The following is a 23071-nucleotide window of genomic DNA, read 5'->3' as shown; positions in this document are numbered from 1 at the left end:
TTTATTTAATTGATTTTACAAAAAAATAAAAAACAGTAGAACTTTATTCATTATCAACTTTAAAAACACATATCTAAATTATACGATTCGGTAAATATACAGAGAATGTAGTTCCCTCTCCAACAACACTTGAAACAGCAATTTTCCCATCATGGCCTTGCACAATATTTTTGGCAATCGCAAGCCCGAGTCCTGTTCCACCTTTTTTCCCACGTGTTCTTGCTTTATCAGCTTTATAGAAACGATCAAATAAAAATGGAATATCTTCTTCTGGAATACCGGCGCCTGAATCTTGCACTTCAAAAATAAGACCATTATTTTTCGTATCAATTACAAGTGTTACATGTCCGCCTGCGTTCGTATGACGTATTGCGTTATCAATTAAATTCGTCAATACTTGTTCCATACGATCTGCATCAAACGGGTACTGCTCAATTGAATCTTTGAAATCAACCGTTAACGCGACTTCTTTATCCTTCGCAATCCCTTGGAATTTACGACCTATTTTTTCAACGAAAGGATGAATATCAACTTCACCTATATGTAACTCTACATTACCACTTTCCATACGCGCTAAATCTAACAATTCATTTACAAGTTTACCTAAACGAACGGATTCATCATAAATGATTTGAACAAACTCATTAATTTCTTCTTTTGTTTGCACAATATCATCTAAAATCGCTTCACTATACCCTTGAAGCATGACCATCGGTGTACGAAGTTCATGTGATACGTTCGCAATAAAGTCTTGACGCATCTTCTCAAGACGGCGTTCTTCCGTCATATCACGCAATACAGCTACAGCCCCGCGAATTTTCGTTTGATTGTAAAGCGGCGTCATAAGAACTACATAGTTACCTTTTTGTAAATTAATTTCAACCACTTGTTGTTGTTCGCTTTCTACAACGAGATGGAATAGTTCAACAAGTTCAGAAGGTAGTTTTTTACTGAGCTCTATCTCTTTTTCTTCTTGCCAAACTTGTAAGAAATGTTCAGCCGGCGGATTGATTACAACGACTTCACCCTCTTGATTTAATGTAATAACCCCATCTGCCATACTACTTAAAATACTAGCTAACTGCTCTTTCTCTTGCTGCAGGGCATTCATATTAAACTTCAACTGTTTCCCCATTTGATTTAAGGCTGTTGCAAGCTCACCAATCTCGTCCTGGGATACCATAGGAGCTTTTGCATCAAACTTCCCACGCGACACCTCAAAAGCAACCTCACGCATTTTACGAAGTGGCGCTGTAATTCGAGTAGATAAGAAGAATGCAAAGAAAGTTGTTAATATAATCGCAATCCCTGCTGATAAGAATATAAAATCAGTCGTTCTTTCCATACCTTGTATCGGTACTTGTAAAGATTCGTATACAAACACTGCACTTTCATTTTTTGACTGTACTGGTTTTCCGACAATCATAATATCATTTTCAGTATTTTTATTCTTTCTACTATTAGAGGCTTTTCTAATGTTATTCTTAATTTCTTTTTTGTCTGTAAAAACAGCCGCTAATTCTTTATCTTCTTTTAAGTCATCCATTGTAAGAGTGACTAATCCTTCTTGTTTCGGTGAAGAAGATATTTCTTTACCATCTTCTACAATAATGATCCTTGAAAGTGGGTCAGAGAATTTGTACGCGATATTCTCAATCGTTTTGACATCGGCACCTTCTTCAATTAACTCTGAAACACTTGTTGCAACCTTTTGAAGCCTAGCTTCACTCATATCAACATAATATGTTCTAAAAAACTGTGAAAGTAAAATCGCAACAAATCCAAGCACGAACGAAACGAGAAGTAATATGGTCATCCATAACTTCCCTACTACACTTCTCCAAAGCATCAGTCGTTCACAACCTCAAACTTGTAACCTACGCCCCAAACGGTAACAATCATCTTCGCAGCATCGGGTGATTTTTTACTTAACTTCTCACGTAAACGCTTTACATGCGTATCAACTGTACGTAAATCTCCGAAGAATTCATATTGCCATACTTCTTTTAGCAATTGCTCACGATCGAATACTTTATCAGGCGCTTTCGCTAAGAATAATAGTAATTCGTACTCTTTCGGTGTTAAGTTCACCTCATTACCATCTGCTGTAACACGGTGTGCATCATTATCAATTGTTAAATGAGGGAATACAGTAACATCTTTTGTCGTTGTATCTTGCGTAAAGAATGTTGTTGGTACAGAACGGCGTAAGACCGCTTTCACTCGAAGCACTACTTCACGTGGGCTAAATGGTTTCACAATATAATCATCGGTTCCTACCTCAAACCCTTGTACCCGATTTACTTCTTCACCTTTTGCTGTCAACATAATAATTGGCGTCGCTTTCTTCTCACGAACCCCTTTACATACTTCGATACCATCTTTACCAGGCATCATAAGATCTAATAAAATTAAATCATAATCATTTTGCAGTGCCATTTCTAAAGCTGTATCACCATTGTCTGCTTCTTCAATTGTGTATTGTTCTCTTTCTAAATACATTTTCAACAAACGACGAATACGATCCTCATCATCTACAATTAAAATTCTTGATTCATTTTCCATTTCTACCCGTTGCGTACTTTTACCACAACGGTTCACACCTACCCTTCTATACTATTATGTTGCGCTATTCTCGTTTATTTAAGCAATCCTCTAAATGTTTCACTTTCCATATTATGCTTCACAAGAATAATAAAGTTTGTTCAATTTTTTTCCAAAACTATGTATTTTTTTTGAACAGTATATAATGTCCTCGACATCATTTTACAAAATCAACCGCTACTTTGTCATGTTTTTCTCAAAAAAGAAGAAAAGTTGACAAAAATAAAATAGGAAAGTGACATACACTCTCCTATTTTATTTCTCTATGCGTATGAATGTAAACCCGCGATAATTAAGTTTACTACAATAAAGTTAAACATAATAATTGCAAAACCAATTACCGCTAACCACGCTGACTTCTCTCCATGCCATCCTTTTGATAAACGTAAATGTAATACCGCAGCATAAAAGAGCCAAGTAATAAGCGCCCAAACCTCTTTTGGATCCCAACCCCAAAAACGTGTCCACGCTATTTGAGCCCAAATCATGGCGAAAATTAATGCACCTAATGTGAAAACTGGGAATCCAATTGCAATAGAACGATATCCTATTTCATCTAACAAATCGCTGTTCGTATTTTTCACTAACGGCTGAAGTGCCGCTGATACTCGTTTACGTAAAATTAGCCTTAATACGATATAGAGTAGCGTTCCGACTAACACAGACCAAATTACAGTATTTAATTTTTTTGCATTTACAATCGCTGGAACTTCAACTGTCGGTTCTAATTTATTTTCTGTCAGCAACTTCCCTTCATGTGGTCCAACTAAAGCCGGCAGATTGTATTTCATTTCCACTTGTTGTTCATTTTTATCAATCCATTGAAACTTCGCTTCATATTTCATACTAGAAAATACCGTTGTCACTCCAATAAATCCAACTGTACAAACAAGTGTGAACACGACCGTCTCTAGCCAAAATGTACGTTTACTTTTCACTGATTGATCTACATTTTTCAATAAATACATAACGCCCGTAATAAAACTAATTGCTAAAATTGCTTGTCCTGCAGCCGCAGTCGTCACATGAATATGTAACCAATTACTTTTTAAAGATGGAATAAGCGGTGATATTTCCCTCGGAAACATACTTGCATAAGCAATTAATAAAAGTGCAACTGGTAATGCAAATAGTCCAATGATACTTACGCGGTACATAAAGTACATGACAATAAATGCTCCAACAAGCATCATGCCGAAAAACGTACCGAACTCAAAAAAGTTACTAACTGGTGCATGTCCTGATGCAATCCACCTTGTAACAAAATATACTGTTTGTGCAATAAATCCTAAAATTGTAATCGTTATTCCTACATTTGCCCATTTATGACCCTTTTCTTTAATTGCTCCCCCGAAAAATAGAGTTGCAATTAAATATAAAATAAATGCGGTAAAGAGAAAGTTACTACTTATTTGCACCATATCGTTTCCCCACCTTAACTAATTTTTTTATCGACTACTTTATCATTTGGTTGCGGAATTGCTGTACCTTCTAGTACTCTTTCGATATCTTTCTTTAAACCGAACCAATTTTTATTCGTATGTCCTGCAATCCACCATTCATCATTAACACGTTGTATCCAAATACGGCGATGATTCCAATACATACCTTGAATGACACCAACCATAAATATAAATCCTCCAATACCGAGAATCCAAAGCGTTAAATCTTTCCTTACAGTAAGCGCAGTTGCATTTTGCATTTCCACACCTGCAAAGGACATTTTATATTTGTTATTCCCATCTGGTTCTATATTTTGCTGAATACCAACAAAACTCACTTCACCATCTGGTGTTTCAGGTGTAAACATTTTAAATACAAATGCAGGGTTGTTTGGTAATTTCGTTTTTGTGTTTGGTCTTCCATTCTCATCAAAATAAAAATCAGGAAAATAGCTTAATAGTTCTAAAGAATAACCATTTCCTAAATCATATTTTTCTGCAGGGTTTGTTAAATCAACTTTAATCGGTCCCCACTTTTGATTATTTTCTTTATTTTGCAAACGGAAGGACATACTTTTAAATTCATTTTCTCTATAACTCAATTGATAAACAGCAAATTGATCAAATTTCAGCGGTTCATTTACTCGAATTTCAACTTCCTTTACTTTTTCCAATTTTGGTTTTTGTCCAGCTACCTTTTCACCTACCGCTTTATATAATACGGCATTCGTTTGGAAGTTTTTCGCAATCATTTTATCACCGACACGGTCAATTGCTTCATCAAAAACTTCCTTGTCCTTACTTTTATCATAAACTTCCTTTATAAACTTCTCACTTTTTAAATAATATTGGCCATCCGTCCCTGGTATTTCTTTCGTTTCACCATCACGTAACCAAAGCGTTTCATCTACATACATACTCGGTAAAAAACGAAGCATCGCACCGAATAAAAAGATAATAAGACCGATATGATTCACATATGGACCCCAGCGTGAAAACCGTCCCTTTTCTGCTAAAACGTTTCCGTCTTCCACTTTCACATTATAGTTCGTTTTCTTTAAATTCTTTTGAACTTTTTCAAAATCTCCCTCTTGCGGTGTACCAGTGCCATATAATCTCTGTCTCTTTAAAAAGCTAGGGTGTCTTTTTACCCCTTGCTTCTTTAAAGCTTTATAAAGTGGAATGACACGATCTAAGCTACATATCACAAGAGAAATACCAATTGAAGCAATTAACATCATATACCACCATGAACCGTATAAATTATTAAAACCTAATTGATAGTATAATTGCCCTAAAAATCCGTATTCTTGCTTATAATATTCGGCGGGTGCAATCCCTGGAGTTATGTACATTTCTTGCGGAAAAATAGTTCCAATCGCTGATGCAGCTAAAGTAATTACAATGAGCCACACACCGACTTTTACAGAAGAGAAAAAACTCCAAATTTTATCGACTATCGTTTTTGTTTGCGTGAGAGATCTTCGAGCACTCCCCTCATAGCGCATATCCAATAGTTTTATATTTTCATTGCTTTCAAATGGTTTCCCGCAAGCTTCACAAAAAACAGTTCCTATCGGATTCACATGTCCACATTCACACTTAATTTCTTTCAACACTCTCACCGCCCCTGTATCTATATGTACTATTGTATATTCTAACCTCAAGTTACCGCAATACTCAGAATTTTTAAACCGAAGGCGCTATAGGTAAGCGCCACTTATGTAAAGGCTTTCTTTATTACGGAGTAATTTTCTTTAAATACTCCTCCAATTGTTCCTTCGTTTGTTCACCTTTAATCTCTTGAATCACCTTACCATCTTTATCAATTAAGAAGCTTGTTGGTAATGGTATTACTCCATACGTTTTTATAATTTCTCCACCTTTATCGATTGCAACGGGGAACTTAAGATCGTATTGTTTCACAAAATTCTTAACAGCAATATCCGTTTCATCTGCATCTAACGCAATGATTTCAACGCCTTTTTCTTTATACTTTGGATATAGTTCATTCATATAAGGCATTTCTTTCTCACAAGGTTTACACCACGTACCCCAAAAGTTTAAAAATACACCTTTTCCCTTAAAATCTTTTAGCTCAATTTTCTTTCCTTCTAAATCTGTCACAACAAAGTTAGGTGCTTCTTTTCCAATTTCCATTTTCTCTTCTTTAGTGAAATACCCTTGATAAAGTGTAAATCCTACAGCACCGCATAAAATGAGCAGAATAATAACGCGAAATAATAAGCGATTTTTTTTCATATTGTCTCCCCTCTCTTCGACTAGTGATGAATATATGTATTTTTTAATAAATCACCAGCGGAGCATTCCACTGGTGAAAGTTTCACAATATCGATTAGCGAGGCTTTGTAGAAGCCAATGCACGTAATTGTTTCACCTCATGCGGCGTCAATTCTCTTGCATCACCAGGTCGCAAGCTACCCACTTCTAAAAAGGCATAGCGTTCACGCTTTAGTTTCACTACTTTACAATCTAAGGCTTCAAACATACGACGTACTTGACGGTTACGTCCTTCATGGATTGTTAATTGTACAATCGCCATTTCTTTACGCTTGTCCCAAGAAATAATTTTCACACGCGCTGGTGCTGTTTTCCCGTCTTCTAACATTACACCACGTTCTAACATACGGATTTTCTCACCTGTTAGTGGACCTTTTATTTTTGCAACATATGTTTTTTCAACTTTATATCTAGGGTGCATTAATACGTTTGCGAAGTCCCCATCGTTTGTCATTAATAATACACCAGACGTATCATAATCTAAGCGTCCGATTGGGAATAAACGTTGTGTAATTTCCGGGAAAAAGTCTGTTACAACACTTCTTCCTTTATCATCTGATACACTTGAAATTACGCCAGTTGGTTTATATAGTAAAAAATAAACAGGTTCTTCTTTTTCAAGAGGGATGTTATTTACTTCTACTTTATCTTGAGGAGTTACTTTCGTTCCTAACTCCTTCACTATTTTTCCGTTAACTTTCACTTTTCCTTGCTGAATTAATTCCTCAGCCTTTCTTCTCGATGCAATACCTGCTTGCGCAATCACTTTTTGTAATCGTTCCATTTCTTTTTTTCACCTCGAATTTATCTTACCTTACATTAGAAAGACTTGGCAACCGCATACGCTTGACGGCTTTTTGCTCCATCTTACTTAAACAACATAGCGATGATAATAAACATATAAAGGTCAAATCATGTTTTTACCTTTTATTATTGTCCATATTTTTCATATTGCTCACAATAAAAGTTCATTATTTTGTCAAAAATACCGCATAAAAAAACCACTATTAAGCAACACCTTAATAGTGGTCGTATACGTATTATAAGCGAAATAGCATAAAAAATGAATAGCATTACTGAAACAATAGAGAAACAAATACAATCGAACAAATAATTCCGATTAAATCGGCAAAAAGTCCTACTTTTAATGCATCTCCCATTTTTCTAATTCCAACAGCTCCGAAGTATACTGTTAAAATATAAAAAGTTGTGTCTGTACTCCCTTGCATCGTAGAAGCCAATCGTCCAATGAATGAGTCTGGTCCATATGTGGCAATTAAATCGGTCGTAATACTTAAACCAGCAGAGCCCGAAATAGGACGTATAAGTGCTAGTGGAACAATTTCTGCTGGGACATGAATTAAATCTAACATCGGCTTCATTACTGATATCATTGCATCTAGTGCACCTGAAGCTCGAAATATAGAAATAGATACGAGCATTCCAACCATAAACGGTAAAATAGAGATTGCAATTTGAATCCCTTCTTTCCCCCCCTCAACGAACGATTCGTACGTCGGAACTTTCTTTATCGTTCCATATAAAAGGATAAAACCAATTACACAAGGGATTACCCATAATGATATCGTATTAACAATACTCATTTTTTCCGCCCCTTCCTACTCCTTCTTCGGTAAAAATAGCGATCAATCCAAATCGCTCCGATCATAGAGAGTACTTGTGCAATGAATGTTACCCCAACAATTTCAGTAGGATTCGCTGATTCATACGTCATTCGAATCGAAATGACAGTAGTAGGAATTAAAGTAATCGCTGATGTATTTAACGCAAGAAACGTCACCATAGAACGGCTCGCCGAATCCTTTCCCCCATTTAATTCTTTCAATTGCTCCATCGCTTTTATACCAAGAGGGGTCGCTGCATTACCTAACCCAAAAAAGTTAGCCATCATATTTGATAAAATAAATCCCATTGACGGGTGATCTTTCGGTATTTCTGGAAACAGCCTTTTGACTATCGGCATAAAAAGTGTAACTAACTTTTTTAATAACCCTGCTTCCTCTGCAATTTTCATTAAACCGAGCCAAAATACTAAAACACTAATGAGTCCTATACAAATTGTTACTGCGTCTTTCGCTCCATCAAATACTGCTTTATTTATTGCTTCCATCGTTCCATTAATCATGGCATATACGATCCCTATGACTGCCATCGCTACCCATACGAGATTAACCATTGTTCCCAACACCTATCATATGAGAAAAAATTTCTTTCACATTATTCCAGTACACTCCCGTTGTAGCTACTAATTTTCGTTTACTATAAAATAAATTTCGTTCTCCAACTTTCTCATTGCCAACATAAATTTCTGTCTTCCCAACCTTTACTCCATCCTTAAGTTTCGCACTTTTATCGAGTTCAACTTTTAATATGACATTCTTTCTTTCCTGCTCAGTTAAAGGTACCGCAAAACTATTTTTCGTATAAACATGATTGGCATATTTCTTTTCAGTTATTTCAGCAAGCGCTCCTTGTCCTACAACGTTTGTTTGTTTGAAACGTTCAAAACCTTTATCAAATAAATTCATATGATCATCCCAATCGCTAGAAGCGCTCAAAGTTACAACAATTAGATCTAGTCCATCTTTTGATGCTGTTGTAACAAGCGTCCGTCCTGCTTTCTTCGTAAAACCCGTTTTTCCTCCTGTTGCAAATTCATAATAAGACGTCACAAGTTTATGTTTGTTTTTCCACGGATAATCCCACGAATCTGATTTATACGTTTTTGTCCCAAAAATCTTCTTAAAGGTTTCGTTCCCCATTGCATACCTTGTTAAAAGTGCCATGTCATAGGCGGACGAATAATGAGATCCATCTCCATCTAAACCATGCGGGTTTGAAAAGTGAGTATCTTTCATTCCAATTTGTTTCGCCTTCTCATTCATTAAATATACAAACCCTTCTATACTCCCTCCTACATTTTCAGCAATTACTTGTGCTGCATCATTACCAGATCTAAGCATAAGTCCGTATACGATGTCCTCTAACTTCACTTTCTGTCCAGGCTTTAAATAAATTGCTGAGCCTTCCACTCTCACTGCTTCATTACTAACCGAGACCATTTCTTTCATTTTTCCTGATTCAGCAGCTAACAAGGCAGTCATAATTTTTGTTATACTAGCAATCTTTTGTGGCTCATGTTCTGCTTTTCCGTATAATACGCGACCTGACTGTTGCTCCATTAATACAGCATTTCGAGCACTGACATTACTGTTCATCTTTGCATATGTAGGAATTGGTATAACGCTTGCGTACATAATAAGAAGCGTGATGATTACACAAATTCGTCTCATATTTCCCCCCACGTCCTTTTGGCACTTTTTGTACAAGTGTATGCTTGGCCTTTTAAAATATGAACGAAATCTCCCTCTCCCCCAATAAAACAAAACTGTAATCAGTTATGGCTTTATTGATTCTCCACTAACCATTACCCCTCAATATTCAAGCCTTCATGATATAAAAAAGACGCATATAATATGCGTCTAATATGGCGTCCATTCAATTTGTTTTGCACTTTCAAATCTTTTTTCTACATCCGGCCAATTTACAACATTCCACCAATTTTTAATATATTCATCTTTTCGATTTTGGTATTGTAAATAATACGCATGTTCCCACACGTCTAGCACAAGGAGCGGTATCGTATCCCATTGTGTAAATAATTGATGAAGTGTACTCTGCAAAATTTCTAATCTTCCCGATCGCGGAACCCAAACGAGAATTGCCCATCCTGAACCTTCCACTTTAGAGGCTGCTTCTGTAAAATGTTTTTGAAAACGCAAGAAACTTCCAAAATCTTGTTCAATCCTGTGTGAAAGAGCACCTCTTGGACTTCCGCCGCCACCTTTTTTCATGTTATTCCAAAATATTGTGTGCAAGTAATGACCTGATCCATGAAAGGCCGCTTCTCTTTCCCAATGCTTAATTAAATCAAATTGATTTGTTTTTCTCGCTTCTTCCATCATCTTCTCTGCCTTATTTAATCCTTCCACGTAACTGCGATGGTGTTTATCATGGTGTAACATCATAATTTCTCTAGATATATGCGGCTCTAACGCATTATACGGATATGGTAATGGTGGGAGTGTATGCCCTCCAATTGGAACAGCTCGTTCACTATCCCCTCTTTCACATAGTTCATATTCTTCTTCTCCCTGCACGAATACTTCCTGCAAATGATGCTGAATATGTTCTACATCATCACTTATTTCATACATAAACTCTGCATCTGTATCATACTCATGCTCTTTCATACGGTCTAATAACGTTTGAATTTTATAAGCAAGCATATGGACATCATACACTTCCATTGCACGGCTATCTAATACGTGAAGAACACTTTCACACCAGTTTTCTACTTCATGAAAGTAATCTGTGAATACACCTTGCTGACTCATGTTACACCTCCTTAATGCTATCCCCTTAAATATATTCAAAGGAAATCCCTTATATAACTGTACAAAAGGAAAAGAAGCTAAGTACCCTTAGCTTCTTTTTCACAATTAATATTTGTGTAGCATCTTTGTTTGGTAATCCGTCTCATAATATTCTAGTTCTTCACGCATCAATTGAAATTTACCTTCTAAATTCTTCATTACTTGCTCTATAGATGCAGGTGGCGTTTGTTGAAAAACGATGGAGTTTTTCCCTGTATAAGCAGATCGACTATTTTCATACCAATGATCACTCTTTGGTGAAAAAAACTCTGCAATTACTTGATGATAAATTTTATATAAAATCTTTTCAGCTGCTGTCTTTCGAAATGGCTGGCTATTTAACAAAACAAAACACGCATCATGCCCTTCTTCACAAAAAACGAGAAGACGTCTTATTGACGCTAATAACCCTTTATAATATTGTTCGTTTCCTGCCGGTGTCTCTTCTAATAAAGAAGGCAACGTATGATAATTTACATAATTGGTTATCAAATGAATAACATCTTCTAAAAACATAGAAACTTGTTCTGTTTGATTTTCCACCATTAGATTAGACATTTTTCCCTCTCCTTTGCCATTTCACGCTATTTCTACTCTTTTATTTTTATGTAATTCAGCCAATATTTCTTGTACTTTCACGACTATTTCCTCATCAAAATATTGTTGGAATCCTTCTATATTATTTAAATACAAACGTTTTTGCATGCGAAGCTCATTCTCTTTCAGTAAACAACAGATCGCTACAATATCCCGCAAATATATGTCTTGATTTTCTACTTTACATACCGGATTTCCTTCAAAAGGAGTAATTTCTTGTAAAACTTCTTCAAAATACCGAACATATAAAACAGAAAAGGTTCTTTCTTTATCATTTAATATATATGTCACTTCAGATCTATTAAAAAAATCTTCTGACGTATTAGGTTTTGCTTTCTCTAGCTCATATCCCGCATAACCTATTATAATCATCTACTTCCCCTCTCTTCCTTCTTTCAACTTATTTTAACTTAATTTTCTGACAAACGAAATACTCTTTTAAATATAACCCTTATAAAAAATAGCTTCCTTATACAGGAATTTACCTTTTTATTTTTCTTGAAGTTTGTCATAATAATATTATTGTCTCAGTTTTCTTATACAAGGAGAGTTGTATTTATGTCGTTTTCATGGAAACGTTTCTTACAAATCGGGAAAATTATCTTCCCATTTGTTGTATTAACAATTGTATTCTTTCAAGCAAAAAAAGAATTAGCAGGCATTTCTTTTTTAGAAGCAATTAATACAATTAAAAACATTCCAACCGGAGGAGTCTTTTTAGCAATTACACTTGGTGCATTTGCCGTATCAACAATGTTCTTTTACGACTATGTTATGCTTCGTTATTTAAAAGCTGATATACCTGTCCAAAAGATTTTTCGTATCTCATGGATTGCTAATACTTTAAATGGATTTATTGGATTTGGTGGTCTCGTTGGAGCAGGTGTACGAACAATGCTTTATCGTCCATACATAAAAGAAAATGGCAAACTTATTAAAAGTATCGCCTGGATGACAACCGCTTTTATTAACGGACTCGCTATTCTTTCGTTCCTCGGTCTTATTGGAATATTAGACACAAGTTTTATTTTGCATGAAAAACCGTGGCTATGGCCTGTTTTGATCTTCTTCGCCCTTTTCGTCCCTATATACATTGGCTTTTCTAAACTAAAAAATAGAAAACCAAAGCAAACCGAAGGACAAGATGAAGGAGAAGAAGAGAAAAATCCAACTGTTTTATACTCATTAGTTTCATTAGTTGAGTGGGTATCTGCTGGTATCGTTATGTATGTCATACTAATATTATTTGGCATTGATATCGAATTTCAAAAATTTTTAGGTGTGTATGTAATTGCTGCATTAGCTGGTGTTGTTAGTCTTGTACCTGGTGGACTTGGTTCATTTGACCTTGTCTTTTTAACTGGGCTCGGACAGTATGGCATTGATACAGGTGTATTACTACCTGCTATGTTATTATATCGCCTCGTCTATTACATTTTACCATTCTGCCTTGGTCTTATTTTTGCAGCTTTTGAAATGACAGGTGTGGCCATTAAAAAGTTTGAAGACAAACCTTTTATTGCGCCTGCATTAGAAACAACTGGTGTTATATGGACTTTGCAGCGTGATTTTCTAGGAAAACTAGGTTCATGGGCCTCTGCTGCTTTAACAGTATTTGCGGGATTAATGGTTATTTTATCGACCATTCTACCGACAAGTATAAACAGAGCACACGCCTTACATATTCTGGCTCCAAAACATCTTATTCAATTTTCTTTTAGCTTATCACTAACATTTGGTATTCTTCTCCTGATCCTTTCACGAGGTATATATTATGGAACAAAGCGTTCTTACTATATGACGATTATTTCTTTAATCGGAGCAGCTATATTTAATACGCTAAAAGGGATTGATATTGAAGAAACGTTTATTTTATTAATTGTACTCGCTGTATTATATATGCTTCGTAAAAGATTTGTACGCGAGAAAATGGAAGTCTCACTTTCTGATATCGTAAAAGTTTTTATATTCTTACTTATAACTTTATATTTATATAAAAACTTAGGTATTTTATTTGCAGGTGCAAAAGAAGCTTTTAAACCTGATTTTGTCGTTCGTAATATTACACAAGTAAAACGAAGTGCATTAGCAGCTGCCTTTTTCGTTCCTACATTTTTACTGATTGGCTCACTCATTGCTAATCGTTATCGAAATGAATTTCCCGGGCAACCAGCTAATGATAAAAGATTGCAAAACTTTTTAGATGAACATGGTGGAAATGTACTTAGTCATTTAGGATTTTTAGGTGATAAACAATTCTTCTTCAGTAGTGACGGGAAAGCGCTCCTTCTCTTCTCTATAACTGGAAAACGTCTTGTTGTGCTAGGGGATCCAATTGGAGATCCATCCTCCTACCGTACTGTGTTACAAGAGTTTTTAGCTGAAGCTGACCGATTTGGATACATTTGTGTATTCTACCAAATCGAAAGTAAATGGATGAGTTTATATCATGATTTTGGTTATAACTTCTTTAAGCTTGGTGAAGAAGCTGTCGTTGATTTGAATACATTTACCATAACAGGAAAAAAACGTGCCGGTATGCGAGCGACTTTCAACCGTTTTGAACGAGAAGGCTATACATTCTCTATTCACCAGCCACCGTTCTCAAACGAATTATTTGAAGAATTAAGAAAAGTTTCAGATGCGTGGCTCGGTGGAAAAAAAGAGAAAAGTTTCTCACTCGGATACTTTGATCGCGAATATATGAGCCGAGCACCTATCGCTACATTATCTGATGCAGATGGAAAAATCATCGCATTTACAACTTTTATGCCTGTATATCAAGACGGATCATTGTCTGTTGATTTAATGCGGTATTATCCAGATGCACCTAGCGGCATTATGGATGCAATTTTCATCCACCTATTCCAATGGGCAAAAGAAAATGAATACCACTCCTTTAATATTGGTATGGCACCACTTTCAAATGTAGGTTTATCGACACAATCTTTCTGGTCTGAACGGGTTGCTGCTGCCATCTTTAATAATGTTCGTTATACATATAGTTTCAGCGGATTACGACATTTTAAAGAAAAATATAAACCAGTATGGAGCGGTAAATATCTAGCATTTAGAAAGAATCATTCTTTACCAATTACAATGCTCTCTGTAACAAAATTAATAGGAAAAAGAAAAAACAGCTAACTAGTTAGCTGTTTTTTCTTTTTTGAACTTGTACAATAAATTCTTTTTCATATTTCTTACCATTTATATAGAAATCTCCCCATATTTTATACGTTCCTTCAGCAGGAAATGTAATGCGATATTGTAATTGCTCATCTGTATCAACAGGGATTGCATATAAAAAGTTTTCTCTCGTTTCGTCCACAATATAGAGCGCCTCCACCTCTCCTCTCTCTGAATGTAATTTCAATTTTTCACCCTTTTTCGCTTGAAATTGAAATGTTAATGTCACTGGCTCATTTGGATGCAGTGCACCAAATAAAAGAGAAACTTCATACTCCCCTATTTTTTTTGTAAGTACACTATCGATTGGAAATTTTACTTTTTTCTTATTTTTCTCGTCTATTTCTTTCCCAAAATCTTTCTTCGCAAATGATTGCACAGACTTATTTTTGTCTTCATATAAAAATATTGTATATCCTTCATCTTTCGCTATTTTAGAAGAGACCTTATATGATCCATTTCCTGCGAATGTAGGTTTCATTTGTTGTACATGTTTTAATTGTCCGTCTACAATAACTGCCCGAATTTGATCATTCACACCACGCACTTCGCTATTTTTATTATTTAATAATTGAAACAAAATATCTGCTTTCTCATTTCCTTTTCTATTTAACACATCCCATTTTACTTCCTGAACATCACTTACAGTCTCTGTAGTTTCTTGATACTTTTTTATGTAAAATCCGCCTACTACAACAAATAGCAAAGCAACGAGTCCAATGACAAGATTTTTCAAAACATCACCTACCATTTTTATAGTCTCTATTCATACAAAACTTCTTACATATATATTCTAGATGATAATTTATGAAATCCTTCTGTTTTGCACATATTACAAATAATAAAAAGATTTTAATTGAAAGGATTCGTAGTGTATAATGCAAATGATATTGATTTCTATCAATACATTATAAGGAGGACTTTTCATGAGTATACATATTGAAGCAAAACAAGGCGAAATCGCTGAATCTATTCTATTACCTGGTGATCCATTACGTGCAAAATATATCGCTGAAACATTTCTAGAGGACGTTACTTGCTATAATAACGTGCGTGGTATGTTAGGATTCACTGGAACTTATAAAGGAAAACGTGTATCTGTTCAAGGTACAGGTATGGGTGTTCCTTCTATTTCTATTTATGTAAACGAATTAATCCAAAGCTATGGAGTTAAAAATTTAATTCGCGTTGGAACTTGCGGTGCCATTCAAAAAGATGTAAAAGTTCGTGACGTTATTATTGCAATGACGGCTTGTACGGATTCTAATATGAACCGTTTAACATTCCCAGGATTTGATTTTGCACCAGCTGCAAACTTCGACCTTCTAAAGAAAGCTTACGATGCTGGAACTGAAAAAGGCTTACACGTTCGTGTTGGTAACGTTTTAACAGCAGATGTATTTTATCGCGAAAGCATGGACATCGTTAAAAAGCTTGGAGATTACGGTGTACTAGCAGTAGAAATGGAAACAACTGCTCTTTACACATTAGCAGCGAAATACGGTGTAAATGCGTTATCTGTATTAACAGTAAGCGATCACATCTTCACTGGTGAAGAAACAACATCTGAAGAGCGCCAAACTACATTTAACGAAATGATTGAAATCGCTTTAGATGCAGCAATTCAACAATAATACATTAAAGAACTCGTCATACGTCTGTCGAGTTCTTTTTATGTGACTTTTTATTAAAAACTACTTTCAGAAGAGACAGATTTTCTCCTCTACTTTTTTGTAACGTTTGTTATAATAAAGAAATCATTTACAGTATTTCTCACAAGAGGTGACGCAGTGAAAAACAGAAGTATCGTCTTTAAACTATTTTTATTAACATCAACATTATTTACAATCATATTCCTCCTCTTTTTCCTAGGACAATCTCTATTTTTAGAGAAATTTTATATTAATAAAAAAGTAAAAACAGTTCAAACTGCTTTTGAAAAATTCGTAGCTAATTATGAAAAAAGCGAAAAAGATCCTGAGGAAGTTAGAAAACTAAAACAAGAATTTCATGATAAAACAAATGCTGACATGCAATTTTTAAATAAGAATGGCATTATTAAAAGCGACAACAATTACTACATTGATGTATTTAATCCTAAAAATCATGAAACATATTCCATTCCGCTTAATAATCTTTTAACACCCGAAGAATATAAGAAATTCGAAAACTTAGGATTGAAAAAAGACGATGTGATAAACGTCGTAGGTTTGCTACAAAACAAAACAATAACACCAATAAAATTGACAACAAATTATAATCATTGGCAAAACGAATATACCAATTCAGATTTTTCATCTATTAATGGTAATCCTTCTAAAAATAGACTTACAAACCGATACAAAACTGTTACTCAAATTGAGTTTACTGGTACTATATCTAAGTTACAGCTTCCATCGAAAGCCGAGGTTCGTCTTGCAAATGATATTGAAACATTACAAGCCGTTCAATATTTTGCAGAGCTTATTAGAAATGGCACTGCTAACTCGCAGCAATTAAACACTTATATCATAGATAGCGGGGAGAATATAAAGAATAGTATCTTTGTAAAACCTATTATAGAAAATGGAGAGATTACAGAATATGCTTTTGCGATAGCATCCTTGCAACCTGTTAATGAAGCGATGCTCGTTTTAAAAGATTATTATGTCTATGCCTTAATCATCGTATTTCTCGTAATTATTTTGTTATCCTTCTACTACTCAAAAATCATTGTGAAACCATTAATTAAAATCAATCGCGTTACAAAGAAAATGGCCAACTTTGATTTTAGCGAGAAATTACCTGTAACAGCAGACGATGAAATTGGCGGACTTTCTGGTAGTATTAATACGTTATCTGTAAATTTAAAAGATCGAATCGATCGATTAAATGTTGCAAACACAAAATTACAACAAGATATTGAACGTGAACGTCAATTAGAAAAAACGCGGAAAGAATTCATCTCTGGTGTATCACACGAATTAAAAACACCGCTCAGTGTAATTAGAAGTTTCGCAGAAGGAATTAAAGATGGTGTTAGTAAAGATACGACGTATTACACAGATGTTATTTTAGAAGAAACAGAAAATATGAACAGACTTATTGTTGAAATGTTAGAATTAGCAAAATTAGAATCAGGTACGTACAAACTAGATATGACGACATTCTCAATCGGTGAATTAATTCAACAAGTCTATACAAAATTATTATTTAGCATGGAAGAAAAGCATTTACAAGTGAACATAGATGTAGACTCTTCTATAGTTGTGAAAGCGAATCGTAGTCGTATTGAGCAAGTGGTTGTGAACTTACTTAGCAATGCAATTCGCTATACGCCAGATGGAGAAAAAATACAAGTCTCCGTTATAGCAATGGAAGATACAGTAAAAGTCGAAATCGAAAACACAGGAAATCCTATCCCAGAAGAAAGTCTTGAAAAAATTTGGGATCGCTTCTACCGTTTAGATGCATCTCGTAGCCGTCATACTGGTGGTACTGGTCTCGGTTTATCTATTGTAAAAAACATTTTAGATCTCCACCATGCTGAGTACGGTGTATATAACACGACTAATAGCGTTGTATTCTACTTTAATTTACAAAAAGTAAAAGAAGTCAAATAATTTGTCTTAATTTCACTAGGAGTTCACATGAAATTCACACTCTCCCTTTATAGTTAAAAACAAGTTAATCCTTTCCTTTACACATATAAAAGAGGAGAGTGCGTGAAATGAAACAAGCAGGACAACCTATTCAAAACGAAAAACAATTAGAAACTATCAAAAATATACTTTTACAATCTTCGAAACGTGATGGCTTACTATTCGTATTAGCTGTAAATTCTGGCTTAAAAGTAAGTGAAATCTTACAATTAAAAGTTAGTGATGTAATCGATGAAAACGAAAATGTTCGCCATTCCATTTTATTTTACAATGAAAAAGTAAAAAAACATAAATGGTTCGCTGTAAATGAAGACTTACAGCACGCAATCGAAGACTACATGAAAGAACGTAAAACTTGGAAACGTAATGAACCATTGTTAAAGTCTCAAAAAGGAACAAAATCTATTACGAGACAACATGCGTGGTACATTTTAAACAAAGCTGCAAAAGAAGTTGGATTAGAAGGGATTAGCTCACATACACTTCGAAAAACTTGGGGATATTGCGCATACAAATCAGGTGTTGATATCGCATTTTTACAACACTTCTTTGATCATAGTACTCCATCAAAAACTTTAAAGTATATCGGTATTGCTTAATAACTCTTATACATAAAAAAGGTTACCATTTATAAATGGTAACCTTTTTTATGTTTCACATTCTCTTTTCTTGTCTCTCCTATATTGTAGTGGTACTCTAATAGTAAGGGGGAGAAATTATGAACACTTTAACAATTGAATTACCGAAAGAAACGGCTGAAAAACTTGATTTATTGAAACAAGCTTATGAAAAGAAAACAGGTGCTTCTATTTCTGAGAGTACTCTTGTTCAAACACTTATCTCAAAAGAATTTATCCAAGCGATAACTCCTTTTGATTTACAACAATTCATCACTAGCAAAGAACAGCATTAATTGCTGTTCTTTTTTTATACTTTATCCCGCATTAACGGGCAGTATGACCCCCACCTCAAAATTCAGCGGAAATAAAGAAGTTAGATGGAGGTCGGGCTGCCCGTAAAAGCCCGATTGGTGAGGGCTGATAATCAATGGGGGATGAACAAAACCTCACTGATTAAAGTTTCACTTTATCAGGGGTTTGCAGGAAATCTACCTCGAAACAATTCTTTACTTTAGCCAAACTCCTATTAGGGATCTCCCTATCGTTACTATCCCATAAAAAATTTTTTATTTATTTTCAGGAAAACCATTGACAATGATAATGATAACCATTATCATTTATTACGAAGCCAACAATTGATGAATCAACCAAACGCTCAGTAACATTGTTACCCCTCTTTTTCATATAGAAAGGCACTGTACATTCCCCCTGTTTGTACAGTGCCTTTCTTGTTTATTATCACTCAAACAAATTCAATTGCTCAGGCTTTGGCTCACCATATGTAATGTTCATCATTTTCATAAGCTGTTTCGCATTATCAGCTGCATCTCCGCCTGAATTATTGTTAAATAATACGTATATGTCCTTTGTCTTCTTTTTTAATTGTTCTAGTCTTTCTACCCATTCTTCTAATTCTTTATTGTTGTAGCGATATAAGCAACGAACCGCTCTCCAATTTTCCCCTTTATCAAGCCAGCCATGAACATTTCGGCCATGAAAACGTATTAACACCATCTCTGCATTCGTTACTTCTAATACGAGTGGTACTGAACCCATCCCTGCCTGTGGCTCATCACAAATTGTATGAATCCATTTTTCTTGCTCTAGAAACTGTAACGTCTTATCTCTCATTTCTGGATAAAACCATGTTTGATTTCGAAATTCTATTGCACACGGCAAACCTTCCATTTTTTCTTTCGTATATCGAAGAAAATCTACATTTTTCTTTTTACAATCAAACCATGGTGGATATTGAAATAAAATCGTTTTTAATTTACCAGCTTCAATTAAAGGAAGAATAGATTGTTTATATACATCAAACATCTCATCGAACGTAGAAAAAGGAACTTCACCTTTCATATGTCCTGTCATTCCTTGATATGCTTTGACGATAAAAGAAAAATCTTTCGGTGTTTCCATTGCCCATTTTGTATAGTTTCGTGCAGGTTGCATCGCATAAAATGAACTATCCACTTCTACTATAGGGAAATACTCACTATATGTTCGTAATTTATTTCTATTTTCATAGGGGTCTATATATAAAGAATCATGATCTCCCCACCCTGTTACTCCAATGAAAAGCAAATATATTCCTCCCTTTTTAACTTCACCTACTATCCATTCTACTCACTTCCTGAACACTTCGACCAATCAATTTCATTAAGTAGTCCCTTCTTTAAGAGTATCCGTATAAAAATATGATATACTAGATGGAAGAATTTTTAAATTGAGGGGTTATTTATTTATGCTTCCAAAAGATGATATTGTGTCTCATGAAAAACGAATAGAAGAATTAGAAAATAAAGTACGTTTTTATGAAGAACTTGTGAATCAATTACCACATCATTTCACATATAAAAATCCACAGATTGGTTTACAAATAAAGAAAACGAGATCCACTCATTCTATTCAAAACATACAAAAAGAGAATAAAGAGGCTGATTTTCAGCTTACTTGCGATTCATTATTTTTATTTAAACAACTTGAAACATACTTTGTTCATATTTTTGATGCTTTTTCACATCATGTAACCTTTGTTGATAATAAAGGAAATATAACTTTATGTAATCAGGCTGCGGCAGATGATTTTGGTGTAGTACGAAATGATATAATTGGAAAGCCAATTCAACAATTACTAAAATTACCTGAAGAAAAAATTAAAGCTCTTGAAACATTAAGAACAGGCATGGAAATATATAATGAAGAAGTTTTAGACAAAAACTATGGTATTTTAAATAACCGAATTATTCGTGATTATAATGGAGAAATTTTTAGAGTTATTAGTGTCTTTCATTATTTAAACACAGAACGTGATGCAGAAAAATTTTCGTTAGCAGGGCGAATCGCAGCTGGTATTGCACATGAAGTCCGTAATCCTCTTACAACCGTACGAGGTTATTTACAATTTTTACAAGAAACTGTTTCTCCATCTAATAAAGAACTATTTAAAAACTTACTTATTCCTGAATTAGATCGCGCAAATAGTATCATTACAAAATTTTTATCTATTTCAAAAACACGTGAATTTACAAGAGAACCCTTTCCCATTAATACGTTTTTACGTGAGTATATTCAACAGTTACTAGCTAGCGAAGTCTTTTTACATAACATTTCAATTAATTATAATTTTTCTACCGAATTAGATGATATTTTAGTTCATATTGATCGTCATGAACTTGTGCAAGTTTTTTTAAACTTATTCCAGAACGCTGTCGATGCTCAAGGGGAAAAAAAACTTTCTATCCAAATTACTAGTTACCGCCTAGATAATTTTGTTCGTATTACTTTCACTGATAATGGGACTGGTATTCCATCAGCGATTCAAGAATATATCTTTGATCCATTCTTCTCAACAAAAGATTCCGGTACAGGACTCGGCTTGGCAGTAACAAAAAAAATTATTCAAAATCATAACGGTACATTAAAAATGACTAGTAATGAAGATGGTACTACTTTTACTATTTCAATTCCAATCTTACCTAAAACAGCCCTTGAAAGATTAAATCAAGACAAATAAAATCCAATCCACGAACTGCATGTCAATTGTTAAATCCCTTAACAATCGACATGCAGTTTTTTATGTTGAACTTTCCTTCTTTACATTATATGAAACCTTCTCTATATCTTACTTATTTGTTTGCCAAGCGGGCCAATTTCTTATTTTTTTAGAAATGGTAGTTTGTCCATCACGGATTTAGTATAAATTTCATTTTAATATATAGTAATGACTATTGATTCTATGAAAGAAAGGAATGAAAAGATGAACAATAAAAATAAAGGAAAAGTATTTTATGGTAATGACTGTTGCGAAGTCAGAGCTTGTAGTCATATTAACATCTCTAAGTCCGAACTTACAGAATTTGTTAGACTTCTTCAAGCTCTTGGCCAAGCTATTCAAGCTGTTTTTCAAAACCCTTCTCAAAATAATATCGATAACTTAATCGCTGCCCTAAATAACTTACAAAAATTTCTCAATTGCTTAGATTTATCTCCAGCACAAAAACAAATTGGAAATTCTATTATTGCTAATCTATTAACTATTTTAAGAACAACACCTTTCTCATGCGGAGCGTTGTACGTTGAACTACAAAGCCTGCTTAATTATTTATTGTATATCGCTAAGTTATTCAAAGTAGATTGTTGTACGACCGACAAACTAGTTAAACTTATAACAGAGATCCAAGCTATCCTAGTTCAATACGGATCAGGTTGTCTTGGAGGCGGAGGCGCAACAGGTGCTACGGGTGCTACCGGCGCTACTGGCGCTACTGGGCCTCAAGGACCGGCGGGGGCTACTGGCGCTACTGGGCCTCAAGGACCAGCGGGGGCTCAAGGTGCCACTGGACCTCAAGGACCTCAAGGCGCTCAAGGACCTGCAGGTGTTCAAGGCGCTACTGGACCTCAAGGGCCTCAAGGTATTCAAGGGCCAGCAGGGGCTACCGGCGCTACTGGCGCTACTGGTGCTCAAGGACCTCAAGGTGTTCAAGGACCAGCAGGCGCTACAGGCGCTACTGGACCTCAAGGGCCTCAAGGTATTCAAGGGCCAGCAGGGGCTACCGGCGCTACTGGTGCTACTGGTGCTCAAGGCGTTCAAGGGCCAGCGGGGGCTACTGGCGCTACTGGTGCTCAAGGACCTCAAGGTGTTCAAGGACTGTCTCTTATACACATCTCTACTCGGGCGAGAGGGGGGGTGGTGGGGGATGGGGGGGGGGGGGGGCGCGTCG

The 23071-nt window shown here is 35.2% G+C and carries 21 protein-coding genes; 7 read left to right on the top strand and 14 right to left on the bottom strand.

The genetic code is table 11. The features are described 5' to 3' along the window. Window positions 1–73: 73 nt before the first annotated feature. From resE to FH036_RS11485, 12 genes are all read right to left on the bottom strand, one after another. Window positions 74–1849, bottom strand: a complete 1776-nt coding sequence (gene resE / locus FH036_RS11540) for a sensor histidine kinase ResE (RefSeq protein WP_000964668.1) — start codon at window positions 1847–1849, stop codon at window positions 74–76. Next, a complete protein-coding gene (gene resD / locus FH036_RS11535; RefSeq protein ID WP_000426862.1) occupies window positions 1849–2565 on the bottom strand; it encodes a DNA-binding response regulator ResD in 717 nt (238 codons plus the stop codon). The genes resE and resD overlap by 1 nt, the downstream gene beginning before the upstream one ends. Window positions 2566–2867: 302 nt before the next feature. Beyond that, complete coding sequence (gene resC, locus FH036_RS11530) at window positions 2868–4025, bottom strand: cytochrome c biogenesis protein ResC (RefSeq protein WP_000250094.1); 1158 nt, start codon at window positions 4023–4025, stop codon at window positions 2868–2870. Between the two features lie 14 nt (window positions 4026–4039). Continuing rightward, a complete protein-coding gene (gene resB / locus FH036_RS11525) occupies window positions 4040–5665 on the bottom strand; it encodes a cytochrome c biogenesis protein ResB (protein ID WP_074532718.1) in 1626 nt (541 codons plus the stop codon). Between the two features lie 121 nt (window positions 5666–5786). Then, the gene (gene resA, locus FH036_RS11520) at window positions 5787–6308 is read right to left on the bottom strand and encodes a thiol-disulfide oxidoreductase ResA (protein ID WP_000742200.1); all 522 of its coding nucleotides are present in this window, start codon (window positions 6306–6308) and stop codon (window positions 5787–5789) included. Between the two features lie 94 nt (window positions 6309–6402). After that, complete coding sequence (gene rluB / locus FH036_RS11515; RefSeq protein WP_000440555.1) at window positions 6403–7131, bottom strand: 23S rRNA pseudouridine(2605) synthase RluB; 729 nt, start codon at window positions 7129–7131, stop codon at window positions 6403–6405. Window positions 7132–7420: 289 nt separating this feature from the next. Further along, window positions 7421–7951, bottom strand: coding sequence for a spore maturation protein SpmB (gene spmB, locus FH036_RS11510; protein WP_000029510.1), 531 nt, complete (start codon window positions 7949–7951; stop codon window positions 7421–7423). After that, window positions 7948–8544 (bottom strand): spore maturation protein SpmA, encoded by a 597-nt coding sequence (gene spmA, locus FH036_RS11505; protein WP_046955232.1) that lies wholly within the window; start codon window positions 8542–8544, stop codon window positions 7948–7950. Before spmA ends, spmB begins: the two co-directional genes overlap by 4 nt. Beyond that, window positions 8537–9661 carry a D-alanyl-D-alanine carboxypeptidase family protein gene (locus FH036_RS11500; RefSeq protein WP_139895771.1) on the bottom strand — a complete coding sequence of 375 codons (1125 nt, stop codon included), beginning with the start codon at window positions 9659–9661 and terminating at the stop codon, window positions 8537–8539. Before FH036_RS11500 ends, spmA begins: the two co-directional genes overlap by 8 nt. A gap of 189 nt (window positions 9662–9850) precedes the next feature. Further along, window positions 9851–10765, bottom strand: a complete 915-nt coding sequence (locus tag FH036_RS11495) for a superoxide dismutase (RefSeq protein WP_048551544.1) — start codon at window positions 10763–10765, stop codon at window positions 9851–9853. A gap of 105 nt (window positions 10766–10870) precedes the next feature. Continuing rightward, complete coding sequence (locus FH036_RS11490) at window positions 10871–11362, bottom strand: YpuI family protein (RefSeq protein WP_000067566.1); 492 nt, start codon at window positions 11360–11362, stop codon at window positions 10871–10873. 21 nt (window positions 11363–11383) lie between these two features. Then, on the bottom strand, window positions 11384–11773 hold the full coding sequence (locus FH036_RS11485) for a hypothetical protein (protein ID WP_048551542.1): 390 nt from the start codon (window positions 11771–11773) through the stop codon (window positions 11384–11386). Window positions 11774–11959: 186 nt separating this feature from the next. Between FH036_RS11485 and mprF the strand changes: the two genes are divergently transcribed. Further along, complete coding sequence (gene mprF, locus FH036_RS11480; protein ID WP_048551540.1) at window positions 11960–14545, top strand: bifunctional lysylphosphatidylglycerol flippase/synthetase MprF; 2586 nt, start codon at window positions 11960–11962, stop codon at window positions 14543–14545. Window positions 14546–14549: 4 nt separating this feature from the next. Here mprF and FH036_RS11475 read toward each other — a convergent pair whose 3' ends face one another. Then, the gene (locus FH036_RS11475) at window positions 14550–15338 is read right to left on the bottom strand and encodes a hypothetical protein (protein WP_048551538.1); all 789 of its coding nucleotides are present in this window, start codon (window positions 15336–15338) and stop codon (window positions 14550–14552) included. 175 nt (window positions 15339–15513) lie between these two features. Here FH036_RS11475 and deoD point away from each other — a divergent pair, with 175 nt between their 5' ends. The 4 genes from deoD (at window position 15514) to FH036_RS11455 (ending at window position 19141) form a co-directional block, all read left to right on the top strand. After that, window positions 15514–16221: a purine-nucleoside phosphorylase gene (deoD, locus tag FH036_RS11470; RefSeq protein ID WP_097852566.1), complete on the top strand. Its 708-nt coding sequence runs from the start codon at window positions 15514–15516 to the stop codon at window positions 16219–16221. A gap of 156 nt (window positions 16222–16377) precedes the next feature. Then, window positions 16378–18189, top strand: coding sequence for a sensor histidine kinase (locus FH036_RS11465; protein WP_000797495.1), 1812 nt, complete (start codon window positions 16378–16380; stop codon window positions 18187–18189). 107 nt (window positions 18190–18296) lie between these two features. Further along, a complete protein-coding gene (locus FH036_RS11460) occupies window positions 18297–18827 on the top strand; it encodes a tyrosine-type recombinase/integrase (RefSeq protein ID WP_000806236.1) in 531 nt (176 codons plus the stop codon). Between the two features lie 119 nt (window positions 18828–18946). Continuing rightward, the gene (locus tag FH036_RS11455; RefSeq protein WP_001094859.1) at window positions 18947–19141 is read left to right on the top strand and encodes a DUF3924 family protein; all 195 of its coding nucleotides are present in this window, start codon (window positions 18947–18949) and stop codon (window positions 19139–19141) included. 445 nt (window positions 19142–19586) lie between these two features. Here the strand turns inward: FH036_RS11455 and FH036_RS11450 are convergent, their stop codons facing one another. Then, window positions 19587–20432, bottom strand: a complete 846-nt coding sequence (locus tag FH036_RS11450) for a DUF72 domain-containing protein (protein ID WP_000897342.1) — start codon at window positions 20430–20432, stop codon at window positions 19587–19589. Between the two features lie 160 nt (window positions 20433–20592). Here FH036_RS11450 and FH036_RS11445 point away from each other — a divergent pair, with 160 nt between their 5' ends. Next, complete coding sequence (locus FH036_RS11445; protein WP_000937011.1) at window positions 20593–21864, top strand: PAS domain-containing sensor histidine kinase; 1272 nt, start codon at window positions 20593–20595, stop codon at window positions 21862–21864. Window positions 21865–22107: 243 nt separating this feature from the next. Then, window positions 22108–23071 (top strand): collagen-like protein (locus FH036_RS11440; protein ID WP_257469593.1); only part of this gene is annotated, 964 nt, incomplete at its 3' end.

It is taken from the genome of Bacillus sp. CD3-5, assembly GCF_006349665.1.
In the GTDB taxonomy this organism is placed as follows: domain Bacteria; phylum Bacillota; class Bacilli; order Bacillales; family Bacillaceae_G; genus Bacillus_A; species Bacillus_A paranthracis.
This window is presented reverse-complemented; position numbering and strand designations above follow the sequence as displayed.